This is a genomic window from Marinobacter sp. CHS3-4 (assembly GCF_030053415.1).
Lineage (GTDB): Bacteria > Pseudomonadota > Gammaproteobacteria > Pseudomonadales > Oleiphilaceae > Marinobacter.
This window is the reverse complement of sequence record NZ_JASGBJ010000001.1, coordinates 856,965-877,065: the sequence shown is the minus strand read 5'-3', so window position 1 is coordinate 877,065 and position 20,101 is coordinate 856,965. Positions and strand designations below refer to the sequence as shown.

Below are 20,101 nucleotides of genomic sequence, written 5' to 3'. Positions count from 1 at the left end.
GTGTTTTTCTTGGCCTCTGTTGAGTCCGCATTCAGCACCTCCCGCATCCCGGGAGGTGCTTGTTTGTAGATGAGGGGGCAAGGCTATCGGAGTCCAGTATCCATGCAAGATCTCCTGTATTTCTCTCAACAGCTCATTAACGGGCTGACGATCGGGAGCACCTACGCCCTGATCGCCATCGGTTACACGATGGTTTACGGCATCATCGGCATGATCAACTTTGCCCATGGTGAAATCTACATGATTGGCGCCTATACCGCGCTGATTGCGATTACCGGCCTGGCCACCCTGGGTGTTGCCTGGCTGCCAGTGATCCTGATTGTTGCACTGGTGTGCGCAATGATCGTGTCCAGCGCGATGGGCTGGGCAGTGGAACGGGTCGCCTATCGGCCGGTTCGGGGTCGTCACCGCCTGATTCCACTGATCTCGGCCATCGGCATGTCCATCTTCCTGCAGAACTACGTTCACCTGGCGCAGGGTTCACGAAACATCGGCTTCCCCTCTCTGATTGAAGGCAGCTTCCGCTTCGGCTCCAGTGAAGGTTTCCAGATGTCTCTGTCCTACATACAGATCACCATATTCGTGACGACGCTGATCTGTATGACCGGTCTTGCGCTGTTTATTTCCCGCTCCCGTACCGGTCGCGCCTGTCGCGCCGTTTCTCAGGACCTGGGCATGGCCAACCTGCTGGGCATCGACACCAACCGAATCATCTCGGCCACGTTCGTGATCGGCGCTGCACTGGCAGCCGTCGCCGGCCTGCTTCTGGGCATGTATTACGGCTCGGTAGATCCGCTGTTCGGTTTTATCGCAGGCCTGAAAGCCTTCACCGCAGCCGTGCTTGGCGGCATTGGCAGTATTCCCGGTGCCATGCTTGGCGGGCTGATTTTGGGGGTAGGCGAAAGCATGACGTCGGGCTACCTCAGCGGCGAGTACAAGGACGTGATCTCATTCAGTCTGCTGATCCTCATTCTGCTGTTCAAACCCACCGGCCTGCTTGGCAAACCGGAGGTTGAAAAGATCTGATGGCTGCTAAAAACTTCGGACACGCGTTTTTTTGCGCGTTTATCACACTGATCATTTCCTACCCGATCATTGGCTTCAATCTGGAAGCACAGGGTATCGACGTGACGCTAACTGGCGCGGACACCACTACCATTGTGCTGGTTTTGCTCGCTGCGCTGGTCGTTTTCCTGTTCCAGCTGTTCCGTGATCAGATCATGGGTGCGCTGAAGCGGGTGCCAATGCCCTCCTCGGACGCCAACAAAGAGCCAATGGCGGAAAACAAACGGGCCAAGATCGAATCCTGGATTCTGACCGGCATTGTTGTGTTTGCACTGTTCTGGCCGTTCTTTGTTTCACGGGGGTCGGTTGACCTGGCTACCCTGGTACTGATCTATATCATGCTGGCCCTGGGCCTGAACGTCGTGGTCGGCCTGGCCGGCCTGCTGGACTTGGGCTACGTGGCCTTTTACGCGGTAGGTGCCTATACCTTCGCGTTGCTGTCACAGTATCTGGGAATTTCCTTCTGGCTGGCACTGCCTATTGGCGCCCTGTTGGCGGCCCTGTTCGGTCTGGTACTCGGGTTTCCGGTACTGCGATTGCGGGGGGACTACCTTGCGATCGTGACCCTCGGCTTCGGTGAAATCATACGGATTCTGCTGAACAACTGGACGACGCTGACTGGTGGCCCCAATGGCATCGGCGGCATTCCGGATCCAACCCTGTTCGGTATGGAGTTTGGGCGTCGCATCAAGGAAGAAGGCAACACCTCATTCCATGAAACCTTTGGCATTGCCTACAGCGGCGAGCACAAAGTGATTTTCCTGTACCTGATTTCACTGGTACTGGCGGTGTTTACTGCTCTGGTCATTCGCCGTTTCATGCGCATGCCGGTGGGCCGTGCCTGGGAAGCGTTGCGTGAAGATGAAATCGCCTCCCGCTCACTGGGGCTCAGCAGAACCGCAGTGAAACTGTCAGCGTTTACGATTGGTGCTTTCTTCGCTGGTTTTGCGGGTACGGTGTTCGCGTCAAAGCAGGGCTTTATCAGCCCGGAATCCTTCGTCTTCCTTGAATCGGCCATCATTCTGGCAATCGTGGTGCTCGGTGGCATGGGCTCCCAGATTGGCGTGGTACTGGCAGCCATTGCGGTAACCATCCTGCCGGAGCTAGCGCGTGAGTTCTCCGAGTACCGGATGCTCATTTTCGGCGCCGCCATGGTGCTGATGATGGTCTGGCGCCCGCAGGGCCTGATGCCCATGCGCCGAATTCACATTGAACTTGAAAAGCAGGAGTGACGGACGATGCTTGAAGTAGAGAATCTGTCCATGCGCTTTGGCGGCCTGCTGGCGGTAGATCAAGTGTCACTGGACGTTCAGGAACACGAAATCGTGTCTATTATCGGCCCTAACGGGGCCGGCAAGACCACGGTATTCAACTGCATGAGCGGCTTTTACAAGCCCACCGGCGGAAAGATCCGCTTTGAGGGCAAAGAAGTTCAGGGCAAGCCGGACTTCAAAATCTCTCGCATGGGCATGGTGCGCACATTCCAGCATGTGCGCCTGTTTGGCCAGATGACGGTGGTCGAGAACCTGCTGGTGGCCCAACATCGGCACCTGAATACCAACCTGATTTCGGGCCTGCTTAAAACGCCGGACTATCGAGAGCGGGAGCAAAAATCCCTGGACCGGGCCGCCTATTGGCTCGACCGTGTCGGACTTCTATCCATGGCCAACCGAGAGGCCGGAAACCTGGCCTACGGTCAGCAGCGCAGGCTTGAAATTGCCCGCTGCATGGTAACGGAACCAAAGCTACTGATGCTGGATGAACCCGCAGCCGGCCTGAACCCAGCGGAAACCAAAGAACTCAATCAGCTGATTGTCAGCCTGAAAGAGGACTACAACGTTTCCGTGGTGCTGATTGAGCACGACATGAGCCTGGTCATGGATATTTCGGACCGCATCAATGTCATTAACCAGGGGCGCCCCCTGGCCAGTGGCACGCCGGACGAGATCCGCCAGAATGACGACGTGATCAAAGCCTATCTGGGCGAGGCCTGAGGGGACACCATGCTAGTACTTGAAGATGTTCATACCCACTACGGCAAGATCGAAGCCCTTCACGGCGTCTCCGTAGAGGTAAATAAAGGCGAGATTGTCTCGCTGATCGGCGCCAATGGGGCCGGCAAGACGACCCTGCTGATGACCGTTTGCGGCAACCCGCAGGCGACCTCGGGTCGGGTGGTACTGAATGGCCGCGACATTACCCGAGATCCAACTTCCACCATCATGCGCTCCGGCATTGCCATTGTGCCGGAGGGCCGCCGGATCTTTTCAGGGCTGACCGTTGAAGAAAATCTCCACATGGGCGGGTTCTTCAACACCAAGGCCGAAATCCGCAAAAGCCAGGAACACGTCTATGAACTGTTTCCTCGCCTTAAGGAGCGTGAGTCTCAGCGCGCTGGCACCATGTCTGGTGGCGAGCAGCAGATGCTGGCAATCGGCCGGGCGCTGATGAGCAAGCCGAACATGATCATTCTGGACGAGCCTTCGCTGGGCCTGGCTCCCCTCGTGATCAAGCAGATCTTCGAGATCATCGGCCAGCTGCGCGAGGAAGGCATCACTGTGTTCCTGGTGGAGCAGAACGCGCACCAGGCTCTGAACCTTGCAGACCGGGGCTACGTGCTGGAAACCGGCAAGATTCGACTACACGACACAGGCAAAAACCTGCTTGAAAATCCGGATGTGCAAAACGCCTATCTGGGTGGCTGACAGCCTCAAGTAGGCCGCCTGAATCGATATGTCCTTGACTAACACCGGAGCATGGCGACATGTTCCGGTTTTTTTATGCCGCAAATCAGTCACTCACCCCGCATTTCGTCCTTGCCTTCCTGAAATTTCAACTATACTCAGCTTAACGGTCAATCCGTCTCCACGGACTAAAAGTCAGGGCCGTTCGAGCGACGACAGCTAAATCAAACAAGGAGTTGATAATGAAAAAACTGATCGCAGGTGCATTGCTCATGGGTGCGTCCACGCTTGCCTTTGCCCAGCCAGGCTGTGGTGTAGGCTCCATGATCTGGAAAGGACAGTCAGGTGTTGCGCCCCACGTACTGGCAGCAACCACCAACGGTACCTTTGGTAACCAGACGTTCGGCATGACCACCGGCACCCTTGGATGTAAGACTAACGAGTCTGTTCAGTCCATGGCTATGTATATGGACAGCAACATCGACAAGGTAGCCCGTGACATGTCCCGTGGCTCTGGCGAAAACCTCGACACACTGGCAGTGCTGCTGGGTGTTCAGGAGTCGGATCGCGAGTCGTTCCGCACACTGCTGCAAGACAACTTTGCGGCCATCTTCCCTTCCTCAGAAACCACTTCTGGCGAAGCCGTTGATGCCATCGTCGCTCTGCTTGAGAAAGACGACAGCCTGAGCAAATACGTCGCAGCCTAAACCTGACGGGGCCCGTTCCGGGCCCCTCACCCTTTAACGCTGTTTGCCCGATTCCCACCGCTATAAACCAGGATTAACCCTTCTTTCATGCAGCTGAGTCTTCGCTTTGTTCCGGCATTGTTATGGCTGGTTCCCGCTTTCTGCGTTTCTGCGACTTCACTACCGGACACTGGCAAGCTTCACCAGGACCCCGCCTGGCACACCTTGCTCCATTACCAACCGCAAGGTTTCGGCGGTGTTGAAGGCCAGGCCGACGACCCCAATTTTTTCTTTAGCGAGCAGGGAAAACATTCGCCGGAGGCAGAACTTCAAGCCACCCTTGAAGCCATCCTCGCGCCCGGTGGAGGGAATGAGCACGCTCGCTGTCGGTTTCCCGCCAGGGATACCTGGCTCAGAAAAAAACTCGATCTGCCGGACACCCCGGTAAGTTGCCCCGAGTACGAGAAATGGACAGCCACACTGAATACTGAAACAGTGACACTGGTATTCGCAGCCAGTTATCTGAACAGCCCCTCGTCCATGTTCGGCCACACCTTCCTGCGCCTTGACCCGCCACAGGAGGACGAAGAAACCAACCTTCTGCTGGCAAACACTATTTCCTACGCCGCTGACGCCGCAGCCCACGACAGTGAGATACTGTTTGCCTACAAGGGGATCTTTGGCGGCTATCCGGGCATCACCACTATTCAGCCTTACTACGAGAAGATCCGTCTCTACTCTGATATAGAGCACAGGGACTTGTGGGAGTATCAGCTGAATCTGACACCGTCCGAAGTTGACCTGTTACTGGCCCATGCCTGGGAAATCCGTGACCATAACTTCGATTACTACTTCTTCGACGAGAATTGCGCCTACCGCCTGCTGGCGCTGATTGATGTTGCGCGCCCCGGCACAGACCTTCTGGACGAAGTAAGCACTCACGCCATTCCGTCCGACACCATCCGATGGGTAATGGATAAAGACCTTGTCAGTGATATCTATTACCGCCCGTCGGCAGCGACTGAAGTCTCATGGGCAATAGAGCGACTACCTGACGATCATCAGACACTTGCCGCGGCCATGGCCAACGGGTTCGTAAAGCCGGGGGATGAGGAAGTTCAGAATTTGAGCCCGGAAGATCGCGCACAAGTGCTGGACGCCACCTACGACTATGTGCGCTATCAGAGCGAGGCCGAAGGCTGGCCCAGGGAAATTGCTGCCCCACTCTCGCACGCCTTGCTTAAGCAACGCAGCAAGATAGAAAACGCGCCGCCACCGCCAGAACCACCGAAGCCCGAGGTTCGCGATGATCAGGGGCACGACACCTTCCGGGTGAGCCTCAGTGGCGGTCGGCTGGGGGAGCAAAATTTTTCCGAGCTGACCATTCGCCCTGCCTATCACGACATTCTCGATCCACCCGAAGGGTATCGCCCAGGGGCCCAGCTGCAGTTTCTACGCCTGGATACGCGGCTTTATGCCGAAAACGATGAGCTTCAGCTGGAACAGATCGTTGGCGTGGAAATCCGCTCTCTGTCGCCTCGCAATCAGTTTTTCTCGCCTCTGTCCTGGCAAGTGGGCTTCGGTGGAAGGCGAACCGATACCGCTACTGGGCGGCGGGTACTCACCCCTTACCTTGAGGGCGGTGCTGGTGGCAGCTGGAGAATGACGGATAATGCTCAGGCCTTTGCCATGGCGACCGCTGATCTGGAAATCGACGACGACCTCAAGCGAGGCTATGACGCCGCCCCCGGAGCCGACGTTGGATTACTCTTTCAGCATGCCAGGGCCAGTATGTTGACCGGTGTGAAGACCCGGGCCTGGATTGTCAGTAGCCAACACCGACAGGATCAGGCCTACATCGAGGCAAACTGGCATCTGGGCCGTAACGCAAGCCTCTTCAGCCGCTTCGAGCGGGAACATCACTTTGACAGGTACCGCAGCGAATGGCAGCTAGGACTCCACGCATACTTCTGAAAGCGCGATTCATGAAGTGCTTGACGGCGCTCGCCTTGGGCCTGTCACTGCTCCTTCAATCCGGCTGCAGCAGCCTGTTCTTCTACCCGGACAGCGCCACCTACATCACGCCGGACCGGCTGAACCTGGAATACGAAGACGTATACCTCGACACCGCTGATGGCGAAACTCTGCACGGCTGGTGGCTGCCCGCAAAATCCGACGCCCGAGGCACGGTTTACTTTCTGCATGGCAACGCCCAGAACATCAGCAGCCATATTCTCAACGTATCCTGGCTACCTGATAAGCGCTACAACGTCTTCCTGATCGACTACCGGGGATATGGCAGGTCCACCGGCGCACCCGACATAGAGGGCGCCCTGCACGACGCTGAGAGCGGTTTGCGATGGCTGGCCGACTATCCCGCGGCCGAAGACCAACCGATTTTTCTGCTCGGTCAAAGTCTCGGCGGAGCGCTAGGCACCGCCCTGGCCAGCGAGTGGACGAAACGCCAAGAACAACCACCCCTGGAAGGCGTCATCCTGGACGGAACCTTCTCAGGCTTCCGAGCCATCGCTCGGGAGAAACTTGGCAATTTCTGGCTAACCTGGCCGTTCCAGATTCCCCTGAGCTGGACCATCCCGGATGATTACGAAGCCACTGACATGATCGGCGGCATCAGCCCGGTTCCGGTGATGGTCATTCACAGCGTGCGAGATGGGATCATTCCCTTCCACCATGGCCAGCGACTCTTTGAGGCCGCTAAAGAACCGAAGCACTTCCTGCAGACCGATACCGGACACGCCTCAACGTTCGTGCTTCCTGGTTACCAACAGGCAGTTCTGGAATTCATGGAGCAGTAGGCAATACAACACAAAAAAACCCGCCAAACTCCAAAGGAGCGGCGGGTTTTTTCTGAGATCGACAGCTTACAGGGCTGCCAGATCCGTCGGCTGTTCGCCTTCCTTCACTTCCTTCATGGACAACTTCACGCGCCCACGATTGTCGACATCCAGCACCTTCACCAGCACTTCCTGGCCTTCGCTGAGTTCGTCAGTGACGTTCTCGATGCGACGCTCGGAAATCTGGGAAATGTGCACCAGGCCATCTTTGCCAGGCAGGATGTTAACGAAAGCACCGAAGTCCACAATGCGCTCAACACGGCCCTTGTAGATAGCGCCCACTTCGATTTCGGCGGTGATTTCCATCACTCGCTTCATCGCAGCGTTGGCGGCTTCCTGGTTATCGGCATAGATCTTCACGTTGCCATCGTCGTCCAGATCAATCGACGCACCGGTTTCGTCACAGATAGAACGGATAGTTGCACCGCCCTTGCCAATGACGTCGCGGATCTTGTCCGGGTTGATCTTGATCGAGGTAATGCTCGGCGCACGGCTGGACAGCTCGGCACGTGGAGTCGAAATCACCTTGGCCATTTCGCCCAGAATGTGCAGACGGGCCGCGTTGGCCTGATCCAGAGCGATTTCCATGATCTCGTCAGTGATGCCCTGGATTTTGATATCCATCTGCAACGCAGTGATACCGTCAGAGGTACCGGCCACTTTAAAGTCCATGTCGCCCAGATGGTCTTCGTCGCCCAGGATGTCGGTCAGTACGGCGAATTGATCACCTTCTTTCACCAGACCCATAGCAATACCGGCAACCGGCGCCTTAATTGGTACACCAGCATCCATCAAGGCCAGGCTTGAACCACACACAGACGCCATGGAACTGGAACCATTGGATTCGGTGATTTCAGAGACCGCACGGATGGTGTAGGGGAACTCTTCCATGGTCGGCATCACCGCAGCGACACCACGCTTGGCCAGACGGCCGTGGCCGACTTCGCGACGACCCGGTGTGCCCACACGACCCGCTTCGCCTACTGAATAGGGAGGGAAGTTGTAGTGGAACAGGAACGGATCCTTGCGCTCGCCTTCCAGCGCATCAATGATCTGCATATCACGGGCGGTGCCCAGAGTCGTGGTCACGATGGCCTGAGTTTCGCCACGGGTGAACAGTGCAGAACCATGAGTGCTGGGCAAAACACCAACTTCAACCTGAATCGGGCGTACGGTCTTGTTGTCGCGACCATCAATACGCGGTTTACCATCGATAACCTGCTTGCGGACAGTCGCCTTCTCAACCTTGCCGAAGTACTTTTTGACTTCGTCTTCCGCCGGCTGGCCTTCCTCTTCGCCGGCAAGCTTTTCAACGGCAGCGGTCTTGATCTCGCTCAGACGGGCATAACGTTCCATCTTGTCACGGATGCCGTACGCTTCTTCGATGGCGCCTGCAAATTCAGACTGGATGGCGTTCAGCAGCTCGGTATTTTCCGGCTCTGGCTGCCATTCCCAACGGGGCTTACCCACTTCCGCAGTGAATTCCTTGATCGCGGCAACTGCTGACTGCATTTCTTCATGGCCAAACAGCACGGCGCCAAGCATCTGATCTTCAGTCAGGCCCTTGGCTTCAGATTCAACCATCAGCACGGCGTCTTCAGTACCCGCAACCACCATGTCGAGCAAAGACGTTTCCAGCTCTTCAAAGGTTGGGTTCAGGAAGTAGCCACGCTCATTGGTGTAGGCCACACGCGACGCACCAATCGGACCATCAAATGGAATACCGGAAATAGACAGAGCGGCAGAGGCTGCCAGCATGGCGGCGATGTCCGGATCCTGATTCTTGCTGGAGGACATAACCGTGGTGATGACCTGAACTTCGTTCATAAAGCCGTTCGGGAACAGCGGACGAATCGGACGGTCGATCAGACGTGAGGTCAAAGTCTCTTTCTCGGAAGGACGACCTTCACGCTTGAAGAAACCACCAGGGATTTTGCCGACGGCGTAGGTCTTTTCGAAGTAGTTAACGGTCAGCGGAAAGAATGGCTGACCCGGCTTGGCTTCTTTTGCACCTACAACCGTACCCAATACGGAAATGTCATCGACAGTCACCAGTACGGAACCGGTTGCCTGACGGGCCACACGCCCGGTTTCGAGAGTGACGGTCTTGCCACCCAGTTCAAACGATTTTTTTACGGGATTCAGATCCACGTTGACTCCTGATTTCATCTTATCAATGGACTTTTCAATGGACTCGGATCAGCCGACTTCTATAGATTTTCGGCCGATTCGGTCTCTCTTTTTCTAAAACGTCCTGGTGATGAACCCGAAGCACCCTGTCTGAAAGCTAACAGGCTGTTGCAAAACACCGGACTCTGGATCGGGGTTTTCAACAACCTGCTATCAATTTCGGCTTTCCATTGCGACAGGTGGTTTGCTCTGGATTCCACTACAGGCGTCTTTTTACTCAGGCGAGAAGCACAACCAACGGGGGTTTGATGCCCCGCCAGTTGCCAGCCGACCCACTGGACAATCCCAGAACTCGGGTCGGCTTCAGGTTGTTCAGAACAACCGGATCAACGACGCAGACTCAGACGCTGGATCAGCTCCAGGTAACGGTCAGCGTTTTTGCGCTTCAGGTAGTCCAGCAGCTTACGACGCTGGTTTACCATACGGATCAGACCGCGGCGGGAGTGGTGATCCTGCTTGTTGGTCTTGAAATGATCCTGCAGCTTGTTGATGTTGTGGCTCAGCAGGGCAACCTGAACTTCAGGAGAACCGGTATCACCATCACCTTGCTGAAAGTCCTTAACAATCTGTGCTTTTTCTTCGGCAGAAAGTGCCATAACTCACCTCATTATCGCGATGCTCAATTAGTCCAGCCGAACCGCGCATCTCTACAGCCCGGCTAATCAGCCACAACGCCCTGATCGGGTATTGTCAGCTGCTCTTCACCAGTCGACGGGGCACCAGTTTGGTAGCCTCACCTTCCGGGAATTTTTCTGCCAGCCCCACAAAGCCTTTATTGCCATACAGGCGAACAAAGCCTTTCTCGGACTGACCGGGTATTCTAACTGGTTGTCCATTCAATATCGACACCAGTGATTGTCCTTCCAGCGTCTGCTCCGGAAACATCGACAGCGCCGCATCCGGCGCCACCAGCAGCCCATCCAGGCTTTCGCCCTGCTCCCGCATTTGCTCCAGCGTCGTGACCTGACAGGCATCGGTCAGAGTAAAGCCAGATGCCATGGTTCTACGCAGTGCAGTCACATGCGCACCACACCCGATCGCTTCACCGATGTCTTCGACCAGTGAGCGAATGTAGGTGCCTTTGGTACAGCTGACCGCAATATCCAGCTCGTCGTCACGCAGCTCAATCAGGGTCAGTTCATAAATGGTGACAGGACGGGCGGGACGTTCGACTTCAATTCCCTCACGAGCGTACTCGTAAAGTGGACGCCCCTGGTGCTTGAGTGCGGAGTACATCGACGGAACCTGCTGGATATCCCCGCGAAAACGATCGAGGACAACTTCCAGCTGCTCTGTCGTCAGGTCGGACGGAACAGGTCGCTCGTCGACAATCTGGCCCTCGCTATCACCGGTTTCAGTGCGAACGCCCAGTTTTGCCGTAGCAATATAGGCCTTGTCGCTGTCCAGCATCATCTGCGAGAACTTGGTGGCTTCGCCAAAACACAACGGCAGGACACCGGTGGCCAGTGGGTCCAGGGCACCTGTATGGCCCGCCTTGGCAGCACCAAACAGACGCTTGACCTGCTGCAGGATGCCGTTGGAGGTGACATCCATGGGCTTGTCGATCACCAGGATGCCGTTAACGTCACGCCCTTTACGCCTTCGACTCAAACGTCCTGCTCCGGATCGTCGCTGCCCTGTTTATCCTCTTCACTTCGAGAGACGGCCGGCTTGTCACCGACGGCTTCACGAATCAGATTATCCATGTGGCGGCTATGGCCAAGCAGGGTATCAAAGTGAAAACGAAGCTGCGGAGTTACCCGCAGCTTCATGGCACGGCCAACCTGGCCTTTCAGAAACCCCGCCGCCTTGTTCAGCACAGTCAGGGATTCTTTGACCTGCGGCGAATCTTCCGTCAGTTCTTCCGTGGTCAGCAGCGACACGTAAACATCCGCATAACCCAGGTCACGGCTGACCTTGACGGCATTCACCGTGACCATGCCCACCCGCGGGTCTTTGACCTCCCGCTGGATGAGCTGGGCCAGCTCGCGCTGCATCTGATCGCCGATACGATCAATTCGGCTGAACTCTCTTGGCATTAGGATCAGGCTCCGGTGGATTCGAGCTTGCGCTCTACCCGTACGCGGTCGAACACCTCAATCTGGTCTCCAACTTTCACGTCGTAGCCTTTAACGCCGATACCACATTCCATACCGTTACGAACTTCCGGCACGTCGTCCTTGAAGCGACGCAGGGATTCCAGCTCGCCTTCAAAGATCACCACGTTGTCACGCAGTACACGAATCGGCTTGTTCCGGTAGACGTTGCCTTCGGTCACCATGCAGCCAGCGACCTGACCGAACTTCGGTGAACGGAACACGTCCCGCACGTCGGCGATACCCACGATGTCTTCGCGGAATTCTGGTGCCAGCATGCCGGTCAGAGCCGCCTTCACATCATCTATCAGGTTATAGATGATGCTGTAGTAGCGAAGATCCAGGCCTTCCTGCTCCACCAGTTTCTTCGATGCCGTGTCTGCACGAACGTTGAAACCGAAGATAACGGCATTGGTAGCCATGGCCAGGCTTACGTCTGTCTCGGCAATACCGCCAACACCGGACGATACGATCTTGACCTGCACCTCGTCGTTACCCAGATCCTGAAGCGATTTGATAATGGCTTCCAGTGAACCGCGTACATCGGTCTTGAGGACCACATTGAGGGTTTTGACCTCGTCCTTGCCCATATTCTCGAACAGATTTTCGAGCTTGGCTGCCTGCTGGCGATGAAGCCGCTGCTCACGCTCACGAGACTGACGGAACTCAGCAAGTTCCTTCGCTTTCTTCTCGTCGGCCACCGCAAAGAATTCGTCACCCGCATCCGGTGTGCCGTTCAGGCCCAGAATCTCAACCGGGATAGACGGACCGGCTTCTTTTGACTGTTTGCCGGCTTCGTCGGTCATGGCTCGAACCTTACCGAAGAAGGAACCGGCAACCACCATGTCGCCCTGACGCAGAGTACCGTTCTGAACCAGAACCGTGGCAACGGAACCGCGGCCGCGCTCCAGGCTGGACTCAACAACAACGCCTTTGGCAGGCGCGTCTACAGAAGCTTCCAGTTCCAGGATCTCAGCTTGCAGCAACAGTGCTTCAATCAGGTCATCAATACCTTCGCCAGTATGAGCCGACACAGGGATAAACTGGACGTCACCGCCCCAGTCTTCCGGAATCACTTCCATACCGGCCAACTCGGTCTTGATCCGATCCGGGTCGGCTTCTTCTTTGTCCATCTTGTTGATCGCAACCACCAGAGGAACACCCGCTGAACGCGCGTGATCAACGGCTTCCTTGGTTTGCGGCATCACGCCGTCATCTGCAGCAACGACCAGGATGACGATGTCTGTGCACTGGGCACCACGAGCACGCATGGCCGTAAACGCTGCGTGACCGGGAGTATCCAGGAAGGACACCATGCCGTGATCGGTTTCCACGTGGTAGGCACCGATGTGCTGTGTAATGCCACCGGATTCACCCGAGGCAACCTTGGTACGACGGATATAATCCAGCAGGGATGTCTTACCGTGGTCAACGTGACCCATCACACTGACAACCGGTGCCCGCTTGATCTTATCCTTGCCCTCGAAGACGAACTCACTCAGAACCTCTTCTTCGAACGCGTCTTCGCTGACGGTATTCGGCTTGTGACCAAGCTCCTCAGTCACCAGCACGGCAGTTTCCTGATCCAGTGCCTGGTTGATGGTCGCCATTACGCCCATACCCATCAGGGTCTTGATGACGTCTGCCGATTTCACCGCCATACGCTGGGCCAGATCACCCACGGTGATTGTCTCGGGAATATCTACTTCTCTTACCATCGGCTTTGTGGGCCTCTCGAAAGCATGACGCTTTTCTTTGGGTTTCTTTTTGGCACGAAGCGGCTTCCGCAGCGTGGTCTCTTCCTCTTCCTCATTGATAATCAGAGGCTCTTCCACCGGACGGTTGCGTGGCCCACGATGGCCAGCGGACTTCTTCTTGGGCTTGCCTTCTTCAGGCTCGTCACCACGTCCGCGAGCTTTCTCTTTTTCTTTCTTCTTCTTGGCCTTGCGATCTTTGCCTTCGCCTTCTTCAGGTGGCGGAATCGGCATGTCTTCCGGCGCAGGAATCGGATCAGGCTCGGGTGCTTTTTCTTCGGCCTTAGCTGCCGGCTTTTCTTCCTCGGCCGGGGTTTCCTCTGCAGCCGGTGCCGGCTCAACCGGAGCCTCTTGCTTCGGCGCTTCTTCTTGCGGCGCTTCAGCCGCAGCTGGCTTTACTTCCGGCTCAGGCGTCTCGACGCTCTTTTCAGCGCTCTGAGCAGCCGCCTCTTCCTGTTTTGCCACTTCCGGATCAATCTCGGCGCGTTTCACATAGGTGCGACGCTTGCGGACCTCAACGTTAACCGTCTTGGCACGACCCGCTTTCAGCGTGGTCGTAGTTTTACGCTTAAGAGTGATTTTCTTCGGCTCAGCCTCGTCATCGCCGTGGTTCTTTCTCAGATAAGTCAGCAACTGCTGCTTTTCATCACTCGTGACAGAGTCTCCTTCGGAACGGGCTTTCAAGCCCGCTTCCACGATCTGTCGCAGCAAACGATCCACGGGAGCGTCTATATCTGCGGCCAGTTGTTTTACCGTTACGTCAGCCATACTGGTCCTCCTCCCGATTAGGCCTGGTCTTCAAACCAGGGTGCGCGCGCCGCCATAATCAGCTGTCCCGCGCGTTCTTCTTCCATACCTTCAATGTCCATCAGATCATCAACCGACTGCTCGGCAAGATCTTCCATGGTGCGAATGCCCATGCCAGCCAGTTTAAACGCCAGGTTGCGCTCCATGCCGTCCATTGCCAGCAGATCTTCTGCCGGCTCGGAGCCTTCCAGCGCTTCTTCACTGGCCAGAGCCTTGTTCAACAGCACGTCTTTGGCACGGCGGCGCAGCTCGGTGACAGTTTCCTCATCAAAGCCTTCAATCGCCAGCATCTCGTCCATGGGGACGTAGGCCACTTCCTCAATGGAGGTGAAGCCTTCCTCGATCAAAACACCAGCAAACTCTTCATCCACGTCCAGGTGAGCGGTGAAATGCTCAACCAGCGAGTTGTATTCCTGCTCCTGACGCTCACCGGCTTCTTCCTCGGTCATCACGTTCAGCGTCCAGCCGGTAAGATCCGTCGCCAGACGAACGTTCTGACCGTTGCGGCCGATAGCCTGAGCCAGGTTGTCTTCTGCCACGGCCACTTCCATGGTGTGCCGGTCTTCGTCCATCACGATGGACGCGACTTCGGCCGGTGCCATGGCGTTAATGACCAACTGAGCAGGGTTGTCGTCGTAAAGCACGATGTCGACACGCTCGCCGCCGAGTTCGTTGGATACCGCCTGAACCCGGGAGCCCCGCATACCGACACAAGCGCCGACCGGATCAATCCGCCGATCGTTGGTCTTCACGGCAATTTTCGCGCGAGAACCCGGATCACGGGCAGCGCCACGGATCTCGATCAGCTCCTCGGCGATTTCCGGTACTTCGATACGGAACAGTTCGATCAGCATCTGCGGATCAGTACGACTCAGTATCAGCTGTGGGCCACGGTGATCCGTGCGAATTTCCTGCAGCAGTGAACGAACGCGGTCGCCCATGCGGAAAGTTTCGCGGGGAATAAGCTGTTCCCGAGGCAACAGCGCTTCCGCATTGGCGCCCAGATCCACGATGACGTTGTCCCGTGTCACCTTCTTTACGGTGCCGGACACAAGCTCGCCAACCCGATCACGGTAGCTGTCGACAATCTTGGTCCGCTCAGCTTCACGCACCTTCTGGAAAATAATCTGCTTGGCCGCCTGGGCGCCGATCCGTCCGAACGAGACCGATTCCACCTTTTCTTCATGGATGTCGCCTGGCTTCAGATCGGGGCTTATTTCTTCGGCTTCCTGCAGCGTCAGCTCGGTGCCGAGCGCCGGAACCGCGTCGTTGTCCACAACCAGCCAGCGGCGAAAAGTTTCGTACTCGCCTGTACGGCGGTCGATAGAGACTCGGATATCGGCTTCCTCGTCGTCATAGCGTTTCTTGGCAGCGGTGGCGAGCGCCAGCTCAATGGCTTCAAAGATGACGTCCTTCTCGACTCCTTTCTCGTTCGAGACGGACTCAACCACCATCAAAATCTCTTTACTCATCGGATTGCCCTGCCTTTCAATGTAAACGTTGCGTCTGCTGACTTATTCGAATTGAGGAACAATGTTCGCTTTCTCTATGCTGTCGAACGGCAACAGGTACTCGTGGTCGTCTACCACCAGAACCACCTCATCGCCCTCAATGCCTTTGATCAAACCCTGGAATTTTCGGCGACCTTCGAAAGCCATCCGCAGCCGGAGCTGTACCTGATGACCTGCAAATGCCTGATATTGCTCAAGGCTGAACAGCGGACGATCCATGCCCGGAGACGACACTTCCAGCGTGTATTCAGTCTGGATCGGGTCTTCCACGTCCATCACACCGCTGACCTGCCGGCTCACCGACTCACAGTCTTCAATGCCGATTCCGTTTTCGGCATCGTCAATGAACAGCCTCAATAGCGAATGGTGACCCTGAGAGCGAAATTCAATCCCCCAGAATTCATACCCAAGCCCTTCGACCACCGGCCGGAGTATTGTTTCGAGCTGCTTCAACTTGGCTGACAAGGCTGTGACGTCTCCACTGCGTATTTTTCAAATGCCAAAAACAAAAAAAGGGCTGTTTATCAGCCCTTTTTATGCACCAGGACCTGATGCGCCAGGCCCCTTAATCAAAAAGCCCCTTAATAACGGGGCCTTTTGTTGCAAGAACTCGCAGAAGACAAACCCTAAAAACAACGTCTTCTGCTGACAGACACCTGGCCTGTCAGAAGCAAACCGGAACATACAAAACGGCCTACTCCAATAACCGCCGGAGTATAGAGATGACGGCCCTCACGGTCAAGAGGCGCGCGCCCTGGTGACAGAAATTCTGCCACCAGAAACAACAAGGCCCCGCATGGTGCGGGGCCTTGTCTTACATATGGTGCCCAGGGCCGGACTCGAACCGGCACGGCTTTCGCCACTACCCCCTCAAGATAGCGTGTCTACCAGTTCCACCACCTGGGCAACAACCTTACTCGAGGTCGGGGAGCGCGTTGTCGTCCCCGCCCTCAGTTTCGCTTTCCTTGGCCGCCTCTGCTTCTGCAGATTCCGGCTCTTCAACGGCGGTTTGCTCAACCTGCGGAATACCGGCTTCTCCGGCAACTTCAGCACGCTGTTTGGCAAATACCGCCAGCGAAAAACTTGTTACAAAAAATACGATCGCCAGGAACGTGGTGACACGGGTAAGAAAGCTGCCACTACCCTGACTTCCGAATACAGTCTGTGAAGCACCGCCACCAAATGCCGCGCCGGCGTCCGCACCTTTACCCTGCTGGATCAGAACAAGACCCACCAGCGCTACGGCGATCACCACGTGTACAACGACAACCAGTGTTTCTACCCAATCCATAATGACTCTCGAATCAATTTCAAAATCTTGAAAACGTCAGTACTCGCGCGGTACGGCCCGGCAAATACTCAGAAATTCATCGGCCTTTAACGATGCACCGCCGATCAGCCCACCGTCGATGTCGGGCTGTGAAAACAAAGCGGCCGCATTATCCGCTTTTACGCTGCCGCCGTAAAGTAGTGATACATCATTCGCTGGCGCGCCAAGTGCTGCCAATTCTTTTCGAATCGACGCATGCATCGCCTGTGCGTCCTCAGCCGTTGCCGTTTTGCCAGTGCCAATGGCCCAGACCGGCTCATAAGCCACCACGATTCTCTGCCACTGCTCATCGGCGACACCGGCAAGTCCCGCACGAATCTGCTCGGCGACGACTGCTTCGGCAGCGCCAGATTCACGCTGCTCCAGCGTTTCGCCAACACAAAGAATAGCGGTCAACCCGGCACTAAAGGCCTGATCTATCTTGGCTGCCACCTGTTCGTCAGTTTCTCCGAAAAGCTGACGACGCTCGGAATGACCGATCAATGTGTAACTGCAACCCAGATCGCCTGCCATTGCAGCCGAAATTTCTCCGGTGTAAGCCCCGGACTCCCAGCAGGCCACGTTCTGGACGCCTACCTGAATGCTGCGCTCTGCGGTCTCAATGACGTCGCTCACATAAAGAGCAGGCGGAATGATAACCACTTCGACACCGTTATCGAGGCCGGTCAGATCTGAATTCATGGTCGACACCAGTTGCTTCACCAGCGACCGGGACCCGTTCATCTTCCAGTTTCCAGCAACAATCTTGCGTCGCATACCGACCTCTTTACCGACCCGGCGTCTCAGACTCGGCCCAAAAAAGAGCGGCAACTATACAGCAGAGGCCTGAGACAGACAACCGCATCACCGCCCTCCCAAAACCTTACTTAACCCCGGGAATTCTCGACAACAATGGCTAGCTCTTCAGCCACTTGAATGATTTCCGACTCGGACTGACCCTCCGCCATGACACGAATCAGTGGTTCGGTTCCGGACGCACGAAGCAGAATGCGGCCGCCGCTACCCAGCTTCTCTTCGGCCTTGCGTACGGCAGACAGAATATCTTCACGCTGTAGCGGATCGAAACGTGCCGCCACCCGGACATTGATCATTTTCTGCGGCAGCTTGCTCATACCGCTGCGAACGTCCGAAAGCGTCTTGCCAGCCCTGAAAAGCGCCAACAGCACCTGAAGCGCAGACACAATGCCGTCGCCTGTACTGGTGCAGTCACGGATTACCATGTGACCCGACCCTTCGCCACCGACCAGCCAGTCGCGATGAACCAGACGCTCCATCACGTAGCGGTCGCCAACTTTGGCTCGCTCAAACTCAATGCCCTGATCCTGCAGCGCGAGCTCTACGCCCAGGTTCGTCATCAAGGTACCAACCACGCCACCATTAAGTGTGCCTGCGGCGTGACGTTCCGAGGCGATGATGAACAGCAATTCGTCGCCGTCCACTTCCGACCCGTCACGGTCGACCATCAATACCCGGTCGCCGTCGCCGTCAAACGCGATGCCCATGTCGGCACCCTTTTCCACCACCGCTTTCTTAAGAGCATCAAGATGGGTGGACCCAACGTTCAGGTTAATGTTGAGCCCGTCCGGATCAGCACCAACCAAAGAAATTTCCGCTCCCAGCTCTCTGAAAACCTTGGGAGCCACATGGTATGTGGCGCCATGCGCGCAATCCAGAACAATGTGCATTCCGTCGAGGCTGAAGGAGTTGGGTACAGTACTTTTGCAGAACTCCACATAGCGGCCAGGCGCATCATCCACACGAGAGGCTTTGCCCAGCTCTTCCGAATCACAAACCTCGATCGACTTGCCCAGCCAGCGCTCGATTTCCAGCTCCAACGCATCGTCGAGCTTGGTACCCTCGGGGGAGAAAAACTTGATGCCGTTGTCATGGTGCGGATTATGGGACGCACTGATCACAATACCTGCAGAGGCACGAAAGGTCCGCGTCAGGTAGGCAATCGCAGGGGTCGGCATGGGGCCCAACAGCTTGACGTCGACCCCGGCAGCGGCCAGACCAGCCTCCAGCGCCGATTCAAACATGTAGCCCGATAGCCGGGTATCTTTTCCAATCAGCACACTGTTGCGCTGACCATCTCGCTTGAAGGACTGGCCCGCAGCCCACCCCAGATGCAGCATAAAATCCGGCGTAATGGGGTGTTCGCCAACCCGCCCACGAATGCCATCGGTACCAAAATACTTTTTCTCGCTCATCGACCGGCCTCCTCCATTGCCGTAACTACTTTTACGGCATCAACCGTTTCCCTGACGTCATGGGCACGAATAATCGATACCCCCTTCATTGCTGCTATTGTCGCGGCTGCGAGGCTCGCGGACAAGCGCTCACTGACTTCCTTTCCGGTGACGTGGCCCAACATGCTCTTTCGTGACATGCCGACCAGCAAAGGGTGACCCAACTGCTGCAGCTGTTCCAGTGCGCCGAGCAGCTGAAAATTGTGCCGAACGGTTTTGCCAAAACCAAAGCCCGGATCAAGGATAATTCGATCTCCTTCAACCCCGGCAGCTTCCAGAACCCTGAGGCGCTCCGCCAGAAACGCAGAAACGTCCTGGCAAACATTGCGGTAGCTTGGGTTGTCCTGCATATAGTCTGGCTCCCCCTGGATATGCATTACGCACACAGGCACCTTGTGCTTTGCCATCTCTTCCGGCGCACCCGGTCGCTGCAACGCCCGGACGTCGTTAATCAGCCCGGCACCAAGCGCAACCGTCTCGCGCATGACCTCGGGGGCACTGGTGTCTACCGAGACGATGACATCCAGTTCCCGGGTGATGGCTTCTACGACAGGGCAAACCCGGTCCAGCTCTTCATCAAGCGGCACAGGCGTCGCACCAGGGCGGGTCGACTCGCCGCCCACGTCGATAAACGCAGCGCCATCGTCGACCATCTGGCGGGCTCTGGCCAGGGCGGCATCCACCTGATTGAACCGGCCGCCGTCCGAAAAGGAATCCGGCGTCACGTTCAACACACCCATCACGTGACATTGAGCCATATCCAGAGTTTTACCGGCGAAGTTCATGCGCATTCCCTTTTTCTATTCCTCAAAAGCCACCTACAAAAAGAAACGCCGCCCCCTCAGGGACGGCGTCGAGTTCCTACAATCGTCTT

The 20,101-nt window shown here is 56.3% G+C and carries 18 protein-coding genes and 1 tRNA gene; 7 read left to right on the top strand and 12 right to left on the bottom strand.

From position 1 onward, the window contains the following. The first annotated feature begins 102 nt into the window (after positions 1 to 102). The 7 genes from livH (at position 103) to QLQ17_RS04035 (ending at position 7,251) form a co-directional block, all read left to right on the top strand. The gene (livH, locus tag QLQ17_RS04065; RefSeq protein ID WP_283208256.1) at positions 103 to 1,026 is read left to right on the top strand and encodes a high-affinity branched-chain amino acid ABC transporter permease LivH; all 924 of its coding nucleotides are present in this window, start codon (positions 103 to 105) and stop codon (positions 1,024 to 1,026) included. Next, positions 1,026 to 2,297 (top strand): high-affinity branched-chain amino acid ABC transporter permease LivM, encoded by a 1,272-nt coding sequence (locus QLQ17_RS04060; protein ID WP_283208255.1) that lies wholly within the window; start codon positions 1,026 to 1,028, stop codon positions 2,295 to 2,297. Before livH ends, QLQ17_RS04060 begins: the two co-directional genes overlap by 1 nt. A 6-nt stretch (positions 2,298 to 2,303) precedes the next feature. Continuing rightward, positions 2,304 to 3,059: a high-affinity branched-chain amino acid ABC transporter ATP-binding protein LivG gene (gene livG, locus QLQ17_RS04055; protein ID WP_283208254.1), complete on the top strand. Its 756-nt coding sequence runs from the start codon at positions 2,304 to 2,306 to the stop codon at positions 3,057 to 3,059. 9 nt (positions 3,060 to 3,068) lie between these two features. Further along, on the top strand, positions 3,069 to 3,770 hold the full coding sequence (locus QLQ17_RS04050) for an ABC transporter ATP-binding protein (protein WP_283208253.1): 702 nt from the start codon (positions 3,069 to 3,071) through the stop codon (positions 3,768 to 3,770). Positions 3,771 to 3,991: 221 nt separating this feature from the next. After that, entirely contained in the window at positions 3,992 to 4,456 is a 465-nt protein-coding gene (locus QLQ17_RS04045) for a DUF3015 domain-containing protein (RefSeq protein WP_283208252.1), read from the top strand. A gap of 87 nt (positions 4,457 to 4,543) precedes the next feature. Next, a complete protein-coding gene (locus tag QLQ17_RS04040; RefSeq protein ID WP_283208251.1) occupies positions 4,544 to 6,409 on the top strand; it encodes an Lnb N-terminal periplasmic domain-containing protein in 1,866 nt (621 codons plus the stop codon). Further along, positions 6,379 to 7,251 (top strand): alpha/beta hydrolase, encoded by an 873-nt coding sequence (locus tag QLQ17_RS04035; RefSeq protein WP_283208250.1) that lies wholly within the window; start codon positions 6,379 to 6,381, stop codon positions 7,249 to 7,251. The genes QLQ17_RS04040 and QLQ17_RS04035 overlap by 31 nt, the downstream gene beginning before the upstream one ends. A 66-nt stretch (positions 7,252 to 7,317) precedes the next feature. On the opposite strand, the gene pnp is transcribed toward QLQ17_RS04035, so the two are convergent. The 12 genes from pnp to folP all read right to left on the bottom strand — a co-directional run bounded on the left by pnp (position 7,318) and on the right by folP (position 20,018). Then, complete coding sequence (pnp, locus tag QLQ17_RS04030) at positions 7,318 to 9,435, bottom strand: polyribonucleotide nucleotidyltransferase (RefSeq protein WP_283209044.1); 2,118 nt, start codon at positions 9,433 to 9,435, stop codon at positions 7,318 to 7,320. A 371-nt stretch (positions 9,436 to 9,806) separates the two neighbouring features. Beyond that, the gene (gene rpsO / locus QLQ17_RS04025; RefSeq protein WP_283208249.1) at positions 9,807 to 10,076 is read right to left on the bottom strand and encodes a 30S ribosomal protein S15; all 270 of its coding nucleotides are present in this window, start codon (positions 10,074 to 10,076) and stop codon (positions 9,807 to 9,809) included. A gap of 94 nt (positions 10,077 to 10,170) precedes the next feature. Beyond that, positions 10,171 to 11,091 carry a tRNA pseudouridine(55) synthase TruB gene (gene truB / locus QLQ17_RS04020; protein WP_283208248.1) on the bottom strand — a complete coding sequence of 307 codons (921 nt, stop codon included), beginning with the start codon at positions 11,089 to 11,091 and terminating at the stop codon, positions 10,171 to 10,173. Beyond that, positions 11,088 to 11,519 (bottom strand): 30S ribosome-binding factor RbfA, encoded by a 432-nt coding sequence (rbfA, locus tag QLQ17_RS04015; RefSeq protein ID WP_283208247.1) that lies wholly within the window; start codon positions 11,517 to 11,519, stop codon positions 11,088 to 11,090. Before rbfA ends, truB begins: the two co-directional genes overlap by 4 nt. Before the next feature lie 5 nt (positions 11,520 to 11,524). Beyond that, positions 11,525 to 14,098: a translation initiation factor IF-2 gene (infB, locus tag QLQ17_RS04010; protein WP_283208246.1), complete on the bottom strand. Its 2,574-nt coding sequence runs from the start codon at positions 14,096 to 14,098 to the stop codon at positions 11,525 to 11,527. Positions 14,099 to 14,115: 17 nt separating this feature from the next. Further along, complete coding sequence (gene nusA, locus QLQ17_RS04005) at positions 14,116 to 15,609, bottom strand: transcription termination factor NusA (protein ID WP_283208245.1); 1,494 nt, start codon at positions 15,607 to 15,609, stop codon at positions 14,116 to 14,118. Positions 15,610 to 15,651: 42 nt separating this feature from the next. Next, positions 15,652 to 16,113: a ribosome maturation factor RimP gene (rimP, locus tag QLQ17_RS04000; protein ID WP_283208244.1), complete on the bottom strand. Its 462-nt coding sequence runs from the start codon at positions 16,111 to 16,113 to the stop codon at positions 15,652 to 15,654. A gap of 356 nt (positions 16,114 to 16,469) precedes the next feature. Continuing rightward, positions 16,470 to 16,554, bottom strand: a tRNA-Leu gene (locus QLQ17_RS03995). A gap of 7 nt (positions 16,555 to 16,561) precedes the next feature. After that, positions 16,562 to 16,939, bottom strand: coding sequence for a preprotein translocase subunit SecG (secG, locus tag QLQ17_RS03990; protein WP_283208243.1), 378 nt, complete (start codon positions 16,937 to 16,939; stop codon positions 16,562 to 16,564). A gap of 36 nt (positions 16,940 to 16,975) precedes the next feature. Beyond that, positions 16,976 to 17,734, bottom strand: a complete 759-nt coding sequence (gene tpiA, locus QLQ17_RS03985; RefSeq protein ID WP_283208242.1) for a triose-phosphate isomerase — start codon at positions 17,732 to 17,734, stop codon at positions 16,976 to 16,978. Between the two features lie 110 nt (positions 17,735 to 17,844). Continuing rightward, positions 17,845 to 19,188: a phosphoglucosamine mutase gene (gene glmM / locus QLQ17_RS03980; RefSeq protein ID WP_283208241.1), complete on the bottom strand. Its 1,344-nt coding sequence runs from the start codon at positions 19,186 to 19,188 to the stop codon at positions 17,845 to 17,847. Further along, a complete protein-coding gene (folP, locus tag QLQ17_RS03975) occupies positions 19,185 to 20,018 on the bottom strand; it encodes a dihydropteroate synthase (RefSeq protein WP_283208240.1) in 834 nt (277 codons plus the stop codon). The genes glmM and folP overlap by 4 nt, the downstream gene beginning before the upstream one ends. Between the last annotated feature and the right edge of the window lie 83 nt (positions 20,019 to 20,101).